The organism is Bradyrhizobium sp. LVM 105 (genome assembly GCF_003957705.1).
GTDB classification, from domain to species: Bacteria; Pseudomonadota; Alphaproteobacteria; order Rhizobiales; family Xanthobacteraceae; genus Bradyrhizobium; species Bradyrhizobium frederickii.
Genome location: NZ_QZMV01000014.1, coordinates 1 through 13,480, shown reverse-complemented (window position 1 = coordinate 13,480; position 13,480 = coordinate 1). Strand labels below are relative to the sequence as shown.

General features: G+C 65.1%; 10 protein-coding genes and 4 pseudogenes. 5 read left to right on the top strand and 9 right to left on the bottom strand.

The window, feature by feature from the left end:
* Nucleotides 1-4 precede the first annotated feature (4 nt).
* Entirely contained in the window at nucleotides 5-2,110 is a 2,106-nt protein-coding gene (locus D6B98_RS29750; protein ID WP_126260590.1) for a S9 family peptidase, read from the top strand.
* 197 nt (nucleotides 2,111-2,307) lie between these two features.
* Here D6B98_RS29750 and D6B98_RS29745 read toward each other — a convergent pair.
* From D6B98_RS29745 to D6B98_RS29735, 3 genes and pseudogenes are all read right to left on the bottom strand, one after another.
* Nucleotides 2,308-2,988, bottom strand: a pseudogene (locus tag D6B98_RS29745) (ribonuclease activity regulator RraA); the annotation flags it as partial.
* A 151-nt stretch (nucleotides 2,989-3,139) separates the two neighbouring features.
* Complete coding sequence (araD, locus tag D6B98_RS29740) at nucleotides 3,140-4,876, bottom strand: L-arabinonate dehydratase (protein WP_205680532.1); 1,737 nt, start codon at nucleotides 4,874-4,876, stop codon at nucleotides 3,140-3,142.
* Nucleotides 4,873-5,029, bottom strand: a pseudogene (locus D6B98_RS29735) (ABC transporter permease); the annotation flags it as partial. The pseudogene D6B98_RS29735 and the gene araD, both read right to left, overlap by 4 nt.
* On the opposite strand from D6B98_RS29735, the pseudogene D6B98_RS29730 reads away from it, so the two are divergent.
* The 3 genes and pseudogenes from D6B98_RS29730 to D6B98_RS29720 all read left to right on the top strand — a co-directional run.
* A pseudogene (locus D6B98_RS29730) lies at nucleotides 5,025-5,507 on the top strand (GntR family transcriptional regulator); the annotation flags it as partial. The pseudogenes D6B98_RS29735 and D6B98_RS29730 sit on opposite strands and share 5 nt — an antisense overlap.
* A 190-nt stretch (nucleotides 5,508-5,697) precedes the next feature.
* The gene (locus D6B98_RS29725) at nucleotides 5,698-6,117 is read left to right on the top strand and encodes a response regulator (RefSeq protein ID WP_126260589.1); all 420 of its coding nucleotides are present in this window, start codon (nucleotides 5,698-5,700) and stop codon (nucleotides 6,115-6,117) included.
* Nucleotides 6,095-9,685, top strand: a complete 3,591-nt coding sequence (locus tag D6B98_RS29720) for a PAS domain S-box protein (protein WP_126260588.1) — start codon at nucleotides 6,095-6,097, stop codon at nucleotides 9,683-9,685. Before D6B98_RS29725 ends, D6B98_RS29720 begins: the two co-directional genes overlap by 23 nt.
* Before the next feature lie 91 nt (nucleotides 9,686-9,776).
* Here the strand turns inward: D6B98_RS29720 and D6B98_RS29715 are convergent, their stop codons facing one another.
* Nucleotides 9,777-10,412, bottom strand: a complete 636-nt coding sequence (locus D6B98_RS29715; RefSeq protein WP_126260587.1) for a response regulator transcription factor — start codon at nucleotides 10,410-10,412, stop codon at nucleotides 9,777-9,779.
* A 148-nt stretch (nucleotides 10,413-10,560) separates the two neighbouring features.
* Here D6B98_RS29715 and D6B98_RS29710 point away from each other — a divergent pair, with 148 nt between their 5' ends.
* Nucleotides 10,561-10,872 (top strand): aldo-keto reductase family protein, encoded by a 312-nt coding sequence (locus D6B98_RS29710; protein WP_126260586.1) that lies wholly within the window; start codon nucleotides 10,561-10,563, stop codon nucleotides 10,870-10,872.
* A gap of 155 nt (nucleotides 10,873-11,027) precedes the next feature.
* On the opposite strand, the gene D6B98_RS29705 is transcribed toward D6B98_RS29710, so the two are convergent.
* The 5 genes and pseudogenes from D6B98_RS29705 to D6B98_RS40995 form a co-directional block, all read right to left on the bottom strand.
* Nucleotides 11,028-11,531 carry a response regulator gene (locus D6B98_RS29705; RefSeq protein WP_126260585.1) on the bottom strand — a complete coding sequence of 168 codons (504 nt, stop codon included), beginning with the start codon at nucleotides 11,529-11,531 and terminating at the stop codon, nucleotides 11,028-11,030.
* 141 nt (nucleotides 11,532-11,672) lie between these two features.
* Complete coding sequence (locus D6B98_RS29700; RefSeq protein WP_126260584.1) at nucleotides 11,673-11,990, bottom strand: PilZ domain-containing protein; 318 nt, start codon at nucleotides 11,988-11,990, stop codon at nucleotides 11,673-11,675.
* 2 nt (nucleotides 11,991-11,992) lie between these two features.
* A complete protein-coding gene (locus D6B98_RS29695; RefSeq protein ID WP_126260583.1) occupies nucleotides 11,993-12,871 on the bottom strand; it encodes a CheR family methyltransferase in 879 nt (292 codons plus the stop codon).
* 59 nt (nucleotides 12,872-12,930) lie between these two features.
* Nucleotides 12,931-13,317 (bottom strand): response regulator, encoded by a 387-nt coding sequence (locus D6B98_RS29690; protein ID WP_018321619.1) that lies wholly within the window; start codon nucleotides 13,315-13,317, stop codon nucleotides 12,931-12,933.
* Between the two features lie 31 nt (nucleotides 13,318-13,348).
* A pseudogene (locus D6B98_RS40995) lies at nucleotides 13,349-13,480 on the bottom strand (chemotaxis protein CheW); the annotation flags it as partial.

Sequence of the window (13,480 nt, the reverse complement as noted above, 5' to 3'; positions counted from 1 at the left end):
CCGAGTGACCCAAGCCAAGATGCCTTCCCAGCTCCCCGTCGCCCCGCGCCGGCCGCATTCCTTCACGCGGCACGGGATCACCGTGACCGACGACTATGCCTGGCTGAAGGACGCGAAATGGCAGGAGGTGCTGCGCGATCCCGGCGTGCTCGATCCCGATATCCGCAAATATCTCGACGAGGAGAACGCCTACACCGAGAGCCTGCTCGGCCACACCGCTCCGCTTCAGAAGACGCTGGTGCGCGAGATGCGCGGACGGATCAAGGAGGACGATTCCAGCGTGCCGTCGCCCGATGGTCCCTTCGCCTATTTCCGCCGGTTTCGCGAGGGCGGGCAGCACGAGCTGTTCGGCCGCATGCCGCGCGAGGGCGGCGACGGCGAGATCGTGCTCGACGGCGACGCGCTCGCCAAGGACCACAAATATTTCAAGTTCGGCGGCAGCCGGCACTCCTATGATCACAAGCTGCAGGCCTGGAGCGCGGACACCAAGGGCTCCGAATATTTCTCGATCCGCGTCCGCGACTGGGCAAGCGGCAAGGACTTCGACGACCTCGTCGAGGAGACCGATGGCGGCGTGGTCTGGGCCAAGGATTGCAAGAGCTTCTTCTATGTGAAGCTCGACGACAATCACCGGCCGATGCAGGTGTGGCGCCACAGGCTCGGCACTGGGCAGGCCGACGACACGCTGGTCTATGAAGAGCAGGATGCCGGCTGGTTCACCCATCTGCACGAGAGCACCAGCGGCCGCTTCTGCGTGATCGCGGGCGGCGATCACGAGACAAGCGAGCAGCGGCTGATCGATCTCGCCAATCCCGAGGCGCCGCCGCGCCTGGTCGCCGCGCGCGAGGAAGGCGTGCAATATTCGCTCGCCGACCGCGGCGATCAGCTGTTCATCCTCACCAATGCCGATGACGCCATCGACTTCAAGCTCGTCACCGCGCCGCTCTCTTCGCCCGAGCGCAAGAACTGGCGCGACCTGATCCCGTATCGGCCCGGCATCTACATCATCGATCTCGATCTCTATGCCGGCCATCTGGTGCGGCTGGAGCGCGCCAATGCGCTGCCCTCGATCGTGATCCGCGATCTCTCGACGAAGGAAGAACACGCGATCGCGTTTGACGAGGCCGCCTATTCGCTGGATACGATGGGCTCCTACGAGTTCGAGACGACGAATTTGCGCTTTGCCTATTCGTCGATGACGACGCCGTCCGAAGTCTACGACTACGACATGGCGAAGCGCACGCGCACCCTGCGCAAGCGCCAGGAGATCCCGTCCGGCCACAACGCGGCCGATTACGTCACCACGCGTATCATGGCGAAGGCGCATGACGGAGCCGAGGTGCCGGTCTCGATCCTCTATCGCCGCGGGCTCAAGCTCGACGGCTCGGCGCCGCTGCTGCTCTACGGCTACGGCTCCTACGGCATGGCGATGCCGGCCTCGTTCAATGCCAACCGCCTGTCGCTGGTCGACCGCGGCTTCGTCTACGCCATCGCGCATATTCGCGGCGGCGCCGACAAGGGCTGGGGCTGGTATCTCGACGGCAAGCGCGAGAAGAAGACCAACTCGTTCGACGATTTCGCGGCCAGCGCCCGTGCGCTGATCGACGCGAAATACACCAGCGCCAAGCGCATCATTGGCCATGGCGGCTCGGCCGGCGGCATGCTGATGGGCGCGGTCGCCAACCGCGCCGGCGAATTGTTCGCCGGCATCGTCGCCGAGGTGCCGTTCGTCGACGTGCTCAATACCATGCTCGACGACACGCTGCCGCTGACGCCGCCGGAATGGCCGGAATGGGGCAACCCGATCGAGAGCGAGAAGGATTTTCGCACGATCCTGTCCTACTCGCCCTACGACAACGTCGCGGCGAAGGACTATCCGGCGATCCTGGCCATGGGGGGCCTGACCGATCCGCGCGTCACCTATTGGGAGCCCGCCAAATGGATCGCGCGCCTGCGCGCCACCATGACCAGCGGCGGCCCGGTCCTCTTGCGCACCAACATGGGCGCCGGCCACGGCGGCGCCTCAGGCCGCTTCGACCGGCTCGACGAAGTCGCGATCGTCTATGCGTTCGCGCTGTGGGCGGCAGGGATGGCGGAGGCCGGGGTGTAGCCATCGCCGCGGCCTTGTAGGGTGGGCAAAGGCGCGTAGCGCCGTGCCCACCATCTCTCAACAACTAAAGCGAGGTGGGCACGCTTCGCTTTGCCCACCCTACGGCCTACGGCAGCTTTGTCCGTCACTTCTCTCTCACCGCCGTGCGCCTCGACGTAGTTATCTGCGCGGGCCGCATTACCTCCCGTTCTTCTTCCGAGCGTCTGCGGGTCGGTGGCGGGATAGAGGCCGAAGATGCCGCGGCCCTTGCCGACTTCCTCGGTGACGAAATCCTCGAACGCGGTCATCTCGAAGGTCTCGCTCGCGATCTCGTCCGCGAGATGCGCCGGGATCACGATGACACCGTCGGCATCGCCCAGGATGACGTCGCCGGGAAACACCGGCGCGTCGCCGCAGCCGATGGGAACGTTGATCTCGATCGCCTGGTGCAGCGTGAGATTGGTCGGCGCCGAGGGGCGATGGTGATAGGCGGGAATGCCGAGCCTGGCGATTTCGGCGGAATCGCGAAAACCGCCGTCGGTGACGACGCCGGCGACGCCGCGCTTCATCAGCCGCGTCACCAGGATCGCGCCGGCAGAAGCCGCGCGCGCGTCCTTGCGGCTATCCATCACCAGCACGGCGCCCGGCGGGCAATCCTCGACCGCCTTCCGCTGCGGATGCGAGCGGTCCTTGAAGACCTCTATCGTATTGAGATCCTCGCGCGCCGGCATGTAGCGCAGCGTGTAGGCCTCGCCGACCATGGTGGGCTGGTTGGGTCCGACGGGATGGACGTCCTGGATCATCTGGATGCGCAGGCCGCGCTTGAAGAGCGCGGTGGCGACCGTGGCGGTGGAGACGGATTTGAGCTTGTTGCGGGTGGCTTCGGAAAGTTTTGTCATGTCGTTCTCTCTCATGGCGTCATTCCGGGGCGCGCCACTTGGCGCGAGCCCGGAATCCATCGAGCGACAGCGATTGCGGTCTGATGGATTCTCAGGTGCGCAATTGCGCACCATAGCTCGCCGCTTCGCGGCGCCCCGGAATGACAGGTGGCTAATAAATCGACGGCTCGCCGATCGGCGCGCCGAAATCGGTCTCGAGGAAGTCGAAGTCGCAGCCGTCATTGGCCTGCTTGATGTGCTTGGTGAACATCCAGCCATAACCGCGCTCGAAGCGGCGCTCGGGCTGCTTCCAGGCGGCGCGGCGTTTTTCCAGCTCGGCTTCGGGAACATCGAGATTGATGGTGCGCGCGGCGACGTCGAGCGTGATGCGGTCGCCGTTCCGCACCAGCGCGAGCGGACCGCCGACATAGGATTCCGGCGCGACGTGCAGGATGCAGGCGCCATAGCTGGTGCCGCTCATGCGCGCATCCGAGATGCGAACCATGTCGCGCACGCCCTGCTTCACGAGCCTGGTCGGAATCGGCAGCATGCCCCATTCCGGCATGCCCGGCCCGCCTTGCGGCCCGGCATTGCGCAGGATGAGAATGTGGTCCTCGGTGACGTCCAAGTCGGGATCGTCGACCGCCTTCTTCATCGACGGATAGTCGTCGAACACCAGCGCAGGCCCGGTATGCTTGAGGAAGCGCGGCGCGCAGGCGGAGGGCTTGATGACGCAGCCGTCGGGCGCGAGATTGCCCTTGAGCACGGCAAGCGCCCCCTCCTTGTAGATGGGATCGTCGATGGAGCGGATCACGTCGGCGTTGTGCACCTCGGCGCCGTCGATGTTCTCAGCCACCGTCCTGCCAGTGACGGTGATGCAGTCGAGATGCAGATGCGGCTTAATCTGGCCCATCAGCGCCGGCAGGCCGCCGGCATAGAAGAAGTCCTCCATCAGGTAGGTGTCGCCGCTCGGCCGGACGTTGGCGATGACGGGCACCTTGCGGCTCGCGATCTCGAAATCGTCGAGGCCGATGTCCTGGCCGGCACGGCGGGCCTGCGCGATCAGATGGATGATCGCATTGGTCGAGCAGCCCATCGCCATCGCGACCGCGATCGCGTTCTCGAAGGCCTTGCGGGTCTGGATCGTCTTTGGCGTCAGATCTTCCCACACCATCTCGACGATGCGGCGGCCGCATTCTGAGGCCATGCGGATGTGGTTGGCGTCGGCGGCCGGAATCGAGGAGGCGCCGGGCAAGGTCATGCCGATCGCTTCCGCAATCGCGGTCATGGTCGAGGCCGTGCCCATGGTCATGCAGGTGCCGTAGCTGCGCGCGATGCCGGCTTCGATGTCGAGCCAGTCCTTGTCGGAGATCTTTCCGGCGCGGCGCTCGTCCCAATATTTCCAGCCGTCGGAGCCGGAGCCGAGCGTCTTGCCCTTCCAATTGCCGCGCAGCATCGGGCCCGCCGGCAGATAGATCGCCGGAATGTTCATCGAGGTGGCACCGAGCAGCAGCGCCGGCGTGGTCTTGTCGCAGCCGCCCATCAGCACGACGCCGTCGACGGGATGGCTGCGCAGCAGCTCCTCGGCGTCCATCGCCAGCAGGTTGCGATAGAGCATGGTGGTCGGCTTGAGCAGCGATTCCGACAGCGACAGCGCCGGCAGCTCCAGCGGCAGGCCGCCGGCCATCAGGATGCCGCGCTTGACGTCGTCCACGCGCGATTTGAAGTGCATGTGGCAGGGCTGCGCGTCCGACCAGGTGTTGAGGATCGCGATGATCGGCCGGTCCTTCCACTCCTCCGGAGCGTAGCCCATCTGCATGGCACGGGAGCGGTGGCCGAACGAGCGCAGATCGTCGGGCGCGAACCAGCGCGCACTGCGGAGCTGATCGGGTGTTTTCTTCTTGCTCATGATTGAGTGCCCCATTTCTGGACCGTGTTCCGCTCGATGGCGCGGAAGATCAGGTTCTCGACAAAGAGGCCCGATGATTATCACGGTCAAGAGGCCTGCGAAGACTGCAGGTATGTCGAGCAGATTGCGGTTCTCGAAGATGAACCAGCCGAGCCGCGACGCCCTGATGCGCCTCGAGGAAGAAGGGCTCGTCGAGGTGTTTCCGCAGCACGCGACCGTGGTCAGCCGGGTCGATGTCGGCCGCGCCGAGCAGGCCCATTTCCTGCGCCAGGCGCTCGAGCTCGAAATCGTCCGGCTGCTCGCCGAGCAGCACGAGCAGGCCCTGGTTCTCCGCCTCGACCACGCCATCGCGCTGCAGCAGCAATTCGCCAAGGCCGGCGATTTCGAGAGCTTCATCGCCGCCGACAATGATTTTCACGCGCAGCTTTATGCCGCGGCCGGCAAGCAGGTTGTGGACGCTGGTGCGTAGCCGCAGCGGACATATCGACCGGCTGCGCCGGCTGCACCTGCCCGTGCGATCGAGGCCGGCGACCCCGGCGCCGCGCAACGGCATCTGCGCAAGCACCTGTCGGGCACGCTGAGCGAGCTCGACAAGATTCGAAGCCATTATCCGGAATATCTAACCGATTAGACGGCGATTCCGGCGCTTATGCACGCAACCGTGCATAAGCATGCTGTATTTTGTTTCGGCTTAGGCGAGCGTTCACCGGCCATTCGCGAAGTGCTTGCAGGCCGGGCGGAATCCGCGCAACAATTTCATCTTTGATGGCTTGATTTGCGGCCGATGGGGAATGGCCTGTCCGGCGCGGAGGAATGCAGACGTGGCCAACATCCTGATCGTGGATGACGACCCGGCCGTTCAAATCACGATCCGGCTGCTCCTGGAGAGGGCCGGTCATCACGTCACCCTCGCCGGCGATGGCCGCAAGGGGCTTGCGCTGTTCGAGGCCGGCCGGTTCGATCTGCTGTTCCTCGACATCTTCATGCCCGGCATGGATGGGCTGGAGACGATGCGTCACATCCGGGCGTTGGCCCCGGCCATTCCCATCATCGTCATTTCCGGCCGCTCGGCCGCGCCGGATGCCTATGCGGAACCCGATTTCCTGAAGATGGCGACCAAGCTCGGCGCGGTGGCAAGCCTGCCGAAGCCATTCCGGCCCGGCGCACTGCTCGCCGCAGTCGATGGCTGCCTGAAGGCGGGTGAGCCGGAGGGGTCCGATGTCAGCTCCGGCCGCCGATAACGCGGGCTCCTCTGCTTCAGGCCAGATCGGCCGTGATCATCCGGGAAGTCCTGCGAGCATCCCCATGACGCTCACCACGCGGCTGGCCATCGCCATGATCCTGCTGGTGGCGGTCACCGTGGCCGCGGTCGGCTGGCTGGGCTATCGCAACACCACGCAAGCGGTCATTCCGCGGGTCCTGGAACGGGTCGAGGCCCAGTCGCGCCTGCTGGCGACCAATCTTGAATCCTATGTTTCCGGAGTGCGCGGCGATCTGATGGGCTATCGCGCCGCCGCGGCCATCCAGGGCCTGATCCGCGCTCACGGCGGCGGCGGAATTGATCCTGCTGACGGCGTCTCGGAACAAACCTGGCGCGAACGTATCGCCGCGCGGCTCGCGGCCGAGATCGAGGCCAAACCGATCTATGGGCAGTTTCGGATCATCGGCGTCGATAACGACCAGCGCGAGCTCGTCCGTGTCGATCGCTCCGGACCGGACGGAGTACGGATCGCCCCGGACAACGAGCTGGAGAGCAAGAGCGATCGACCGTACTTTCAGCAAACGATCCGGCTGCCGCCTGGCGAGATCTATGTGTCGCCCGTCGATCTTGCCACCCGCCAAGGGGGCACCACGACCCCTCACGTTCCGACTCTCCGGGTGGCGATGCCATTGTTCGCACAGGACGGCAAGCCGTTCGGCATCATCGTCGCCAATATCGACATGCGCCCGGCCCTCGACCACGTCCGCGCGACGACGAACTCGGGAGGAGAGATCTACGTCGTGAATTCGCACGGCGACTATCTCGTTCATCCCGATCGCTCGCGCGAATTCGGCACGTTGCGTGATCGTCCCAGCGACTGGCGCAAGGACTTCCCCTATTTCGCGGCTCTGACGGGCACGCAGGATGTATCCACGCGGCTTATGACCGACGGGTCGGGCCGGCCGAGCGGTGCGGCCCTCGCCCCTGCGCTGCTTGCCGGCAAGGAATGGGTCGCCGTCATCGAAACAATTCCCGCGCCTGTGTTCGGCCTCGTACCGGCAGCGATCCAGAAGACGTCCCTGCTGGTCGGCATACTGGCCGTTCTCGCCGCAGCCGGGCTTGCGGTTCTGGTGGCGCGCTCGCTCACGCGTCCGATCGGCCGCTTGACCGCGGCGGTCCAGGCCATCGGCAGCGGCCGTCCGGCGGACATCCCGGTCGATGCCAGCGGTGAGACGGGCGTGTTGGCGCGGGCCTTCGCGCAGATGGTCGAGGAAACAAGGGTGAAAACCGCTGCGCTCGAACGCGAGATCGAGGAGCATCGCCGCACCGAGGCCGCGCGCAGCCATCACGCGGCGCGCGAGCGCCTGTTCAGCGCCGCGATCGAATCCTCCGACGACGCGATCGTGATGCAGACGCTCGACGCCATCATCACGGGCTGGAATCCGGCCGCCGAGCGTCTGTATGGCTATTCGGCGGACGAGGCGATCGGCAAGCCGACATCGATCATCGTCCCGGCGGACCGCCGCGAGCAGGGCAAGGAATATCTGGCGCGGATCGCGGGGGGCGAGCCGATCGAACGCTTCGAGACGGTGCGCCTGCGCAAGGACGGCACGCCGGTCGAAATCTCGCTCAGCCTGTCGCCGATCAAAGGTCCGTCGGGCGAGATCATCGGCGTCTCCGGGACCGCGCACAGCCTGACCGAGGCGCGGCGGGCCGAGCGGCAGCTCCAGCAGCAGCTCGAGGAGCGCCGGCAGATCTTCGACACTTCGCAAGACCTGATCATGGTCATGGACTCGCACGGCCACATCGCGCAGATCAGCCCGAGCAGCGAGACCATTCTCGGCTACCGGCCGGACGAGATGATCGGCCGGAGCGGCGCCGACTTCATTCATCCCGGTCATCTGGAGGGCTCCCGCGCCGAGATGCGCGCGCTGCGCCGCGGCGAGCGCGTCAAGATTGCCGACACGCGCTGCCTCCACCGCAACGGACACGAAGTCTGGCTGTCCTGGCTCGGCAGCTGGTCCGAGCAGGCGCAGCGCTACTTCTTCGTCGGGCGCGACATGACGGAGGCACGGCTCGCGCAGGAATCGCTGCGCGAGAGCGAGCGGCTCGCCCGCAACATCATCGAGACTTCGCTCGACGCCTTCATCCAGACCGACGAGACCGGCAGCATCCTGAACTGGAACTCGCAGGCAGAGCAGCTGTTCGGCTGGCGCCGCGAGGAGGTGCTCGGCAAGAGCACGATCGACCTCATCGTCGCCGAGAGCGAACGCGAGCGAGTGAGGTCGGGTCTGCAGCAGTTCCTGGCGAACGAGAACGGCAGGACGCTGAACCGGCGCCGCGAGCTCATATGCCGCCGCCGCGACGGCAAGGAATTCAAGGCCGAGCTGAGCGTCACCGCGCTGAAGCGCCGCGAAGGCCTGCTGTTCAACGTCTTCTACCGCGACCTCACCGACAAGATCGCCGCCGAGGAGCGCATCCGTCACGCCGAGAAGATGGAGGCGATCGGCCAGCTCACCGGCGGCGTGGCGCACGATTTCAACAACATCCTCACCGTCATCACCGGGACGATCGAAATCCTCGCGGAGGCCGTCGAGAAGGAGCCGCAGCTTGCGGCCATCACGAAGATGATCGACGAGGCGGCCGCGCGCGGCGCCGATCTGACCCAGCACCTGCTCGCCTTCGCGCGCAAGCAGCCGCTCCAGCCGCGCGAGATCGACATCAACTCGCTGGTGGTCGACACCGCGAAGCTGTTGCGGCCGACGCTGGGCGAGCAGATCCAGATCGAATCGGTGTTCGAGGACGAGAACTGCGTCGCGATCGTCGATCCCAACCAGCTCACCACCGCGATCCTCAACCTCGCGCTCAATGCCCGCGACGCCATGCCCGGCGGCGGCAAGCTGATCCTGGAGACGGGCGCGGCCTATCTCGACGAGGTCTACGCCAGTGCGAACGATGTGCCGCCGGGGCACTACGTGTTGATAGCCGTGAGCGACACCGGCACTGGAATCCCCGCGCACCTGCTGACCAGGGTGTTCGATCCCTTCTTCACCTCGAAGGGACCGGGCAAGGGCACCGGACTCGGGCTGTCGATGGTCTACGGCTTCATCAAGCAGTCCGCGGGCCACATCAAGATCTACAGCGAAGAGGGCCACGGCACCACGATCAAGATGTACCTGCCGCCCGGCAAGACGCCGACAGCGGCCGGCGAGGGTGTGACGCCGGCGACCATCGAGGGCGGACACGAGACAATCCTGGTGGTCGAGGACGACAGGCTGGTGCGCGACTACGTGCTGGCGCAGCTGCATTCGCTGGGCTACGTCACCTTGCAGGCCGCGAACGCCGCGGAGGCGCTCGCGATCGTCGCCGCCGGAAAGCCGTTCGACCTTCTGTTCACCGACGTCATCATGCCCGGCAAGATGAACGGACGGCAGCTTGCCGACGAGCTGATGAAGACGCGGCCCGATCTCAAGGTGGTCTACACATCGGGCTATACCGAGAATGCGATCATCCATCACGGCCGGCTGGATTCCGGCGTGATGCTGCTGGCCAAGCCTTATCGCAAATCGGATCTGGCGCGGATCATCCGCAAGGCGCTGAGCGCCTGAGGCTGCGTAGCCCGGATGAGCGAAGCGATATCCGGGACTTTGCAGCAGCGGTCCCGGGTGTCGCTTCGCTCACCCGGGCTACAAGAGCTTGCTACGACGCGCGCTGGGCCGCGGTCATCACGATGCGGATCAGATCCGCGGCGTTGCGCGCGCCGAGCTTCTTCATGATGTTGGCGCGGTGATCCTCGATCGTGCGCGGGCTGATGCCGAGCGTGCGACCGGCTTCCTTGTTGGACGCACCGGAAGCAAACTGCTCGAGCACCTCGCGCTCCCTGCGCGTCAGCGGCTCGCGTCCGGGGAAATGCAGCGAGCTGAATTTCGGCGAGGCGTTCTCCGCCTGCCTGCGTGCATAGGCGCCGATCGCCTCGTCGAGCCGGCCGACGATCTCGCTGCCGCGGAACGGCTTCTCGATGAAGTCGAGCGCGCCGCTCTTGATCGCGCCCACCGCCATCGCGATGTCGCCCTGTCCGGAGATCATGAAGATCGGCGCCGGATAGTCCTCGCCCTGCAGCTCGTTCAGAATGTCGAGCCCTGACTTTCCGGGAATGTGCACGTCGAGCAGGATTGCAGCCGGCGTTCGGTTTCGCGCGACGGAGAGCAGCGCCGCGCCGTCCGCAAAACAGATCACCTCATAACCCGCCGCCTTCAACACCATCGACAGAGTGTCGCGAACGGCAGGGTCGTCGTCGACCACGAAGATTTCACCGCGAGAGCTTTGTTCGGCCATGTGCCACATCCGGTTGGCATGAAGGACTCGCGTCCGCGCCAACCGTTATGGCGTTCGGCGCGGATTCGGCCCACCCGTATTTGTACGGGACATGGACTTACCGCACAAGTAGCGGCAGGGTGCCTAATTGCGGATAGGGAGACTATCCATGCAAAATTTCGCTGGCGCACCCCCGATCATCGCGAGGCCCGAAACCGACAGCCGTCAGTTGATCGCCGCCGATCTTCGCGCTCTGATCACAGGGATCGAGAGCAGCATGCGCCTGATCGACGCAGCCATGATGGAAGCCAGCGCGTTGGAAACGGGTCCGGCCCGCGGCGATCCGGCCGGTTCCGCCGACATTTTCGTGCTCGACGACGTCACGCCGCGTTATGCGACGGCGAGCGCCGCCCTCAATGCGTGTCGGGCGGGCCTTGGCCACGCCCTGCGATGTCTGTCTGATTCCGGCAACCCGGCATAGAGCGCGATCGGCGCGGCGCGCCGCTCGCATCCCATCGCATGGCGGTTCCGCACGCCTAAAGCAGGATCCGGAAGAGCGCACGGCGGTCTTCCGAGAAGATCATGCTTAAACAACAAGCTGAAGCGCGATCGCGCTTCATTCTCATTGTATCGTGCTCAGGCGCGGTGCCGTTCCACGATCGCGTCGGTGGCGACACCGCCCCAGGTGTGGATCGCGGGAAGGCCCATCGCGATCTTGCCCAGATTGGCGAGGCTGATGCGCAGGGCCGCGAGGTCGAGCGGCTTCGGCAGGCTCTGGAGCTCGATCCCGACGGACCTGGCGAAGCTGCGAGCGGCGCTGCGGCGCTTGCCGTCCATGCCGCTGATGACGATCACGGCGCCGCCGAACTTCGCCGCCGCCATCTCGCGCAGCACGTCGATGCCGTCGCCATCCTCCAGCACGAGATCCAGCGTCACGCAATCGAAGCGGGCGGTGCGCAGCTTCTCGATCGCATTCGCCACGGACGGCGCCACGGTGACTTCGTGGCCGGCCTGCTTGGCGGCGACGGTGATCAGGCTGCGCTGCGTGGCGTCGTCATCGACCACCAGAAGCTGAAGCGCACGCCGTTCGGCGCCGTCGGGCAGGTTTGACGTCATGGGCGAAAGAGGGCTTCTGGGCATTTCCGTATCCTGAGATTGAGACCGGCAACGGATACAATGTTCGCGCTTAGGCCCCGTAAAGCTGCCGCCGCGAATTCGCTTTGAAATCTTCAGAAAATGTGAAGCAAGAGATCGGAAGGGACGGCAACGGACGCGGGCGGATCACGCCGCGGCGTCATGGCCGCCGGCCGCTCCGCGCTTCTTCCTGTTCTTGCCGCGCAGGAACTGGATGTCCATTTCGGCGCCGTTGACGCGGACCAGCTCGCAGCGACGATAGGCAAGGCCCGTGGACGACAACAGCAGGAAGAACTCTTTCAGGTTCAACCCCTGGATCGAGCCTTCCACCGTGAGAATGGCGTCGGTGTCGGAGATCGCGTTGAGCTTGCAGTCGCGGCGCCAGGTGCCGTCGATGGCCATGATGCAGACATCGTAGCCGCGACTGAAAGTCACGCGTTCGCTACCCTTGCCATCCTCGGCCATGTCTATCGTCCTGCCATCACCGCGAGGCGCGGCGCCGCGCCGGCGAGAACCGGCTTGGCGGCGGCGGCACGCGGATCGTTCGGCTTGTAGAGGCCGCGCCGCTCCGCAATCGGGCGGAACGTATCGGTGAGACCGACCACGGTTTCGGCCGCGCCCAGCACCAGGAAGCCATCGGGCTCGATCTGGCGCGCCAGCCGGTTGAAGATGTTGATCTTGGTATCCTGGTCGAAATAGATCAGCACGTTGCGACAGAAGATGACGTCGAAAGTGCCGAGCTGGGAGAAGTCGTGCAGCAGGTTGAGCTGGCGATGCTGGATCATCGCCCGCAATTCGGGATTGATCTGCCAGGTCTCGCCGGTCTGCTTGAAGTATTTGACCAGCATCTGGATCGGCAGGCCGCGCTGCACCTCGAACTGGCTGTAGACGCCGGCCTTGGCCTTCTCCAGCACCTCCTGCGACAGATCGGTCGCGATGATCTCGATGCGCCAGCCGGTGAGGGCCGCGCCCATCTCCTTCAGGCACATCGCCAGCGAATAGGGCTCCTGCCCGGTCGAGCCGGCGGCGCACCAGATCCGCACGCTGCGTTTGCCGGCACGCGCCTTGATGATCTCGGGCATGATGTGGTCGCGGAAATGATCGAACGGGACCTTGTCGCGGAAGAAGAAGGTCTCATTGGTGGTCATGGCTTCGACCACGTCGGTGATCAGCTGACGCGCGCCGCCTTGCAGCTTCTGCACGAGCTCGGCGATGCCGGAGAGCCCGGCCTTGCGGGCGAGCGGCAGCAGGCGACTCTCGATCAGATATTGCTTGTCTGCGGACAGGTCGAGACCGGAATTGTCCTTCAGGAACTTACGCAGGTACTCATACTCGGTCGGGGTCACTGATCGCCTCTTCGAAGCTGTACTGGAACATTCTGGCCAAATGCGCGGGCCAGATTCGCTCAGACCATGGCTTGTCCGACCGGAATCAAGCCGACTTCAGCAAACTTGTCGGCGATAATGTCCTTGTCGAAGGGCTTCATGATGTACTCGTTGGCGCCGCCGCTGAGCGCCTGGGCGATATGAGCCACATTGTTCTCGGTGGTGCAGAACACCACCTTGGGCTGGTCGCCGCCGGGCAGGCGGCGCATGTGGCCCATGAACTCGAAACCATCCATCACGGGCATGTTCCAGTCGAGCAGCACCGCGTCGGGCAGCTGCCGCTGGCAGATCTCGAGCGCCTTCGAGCCGTCCTCGGCCTCGGTCACCTCGAATTCCAGGCCTTCCAGAATCCGGCGCGCGATCTTGCGCACCACGCTGGAATCATCGACCACCAAGCAGGTTTTCATTTTGGTTCTCCGGCTCCGATGTTTCGTTGGCTCACGCGGCCATCTGCACTTTGGTTTCGAGCTCGAGGACGCGATCGACGTCGAGCACGACCATGAGCTGTCCGTCGAGGCGGTGGACGCCGCCGGCGAGCTTGGCCATGCGGGGATCGAGGTTGACGGGGTT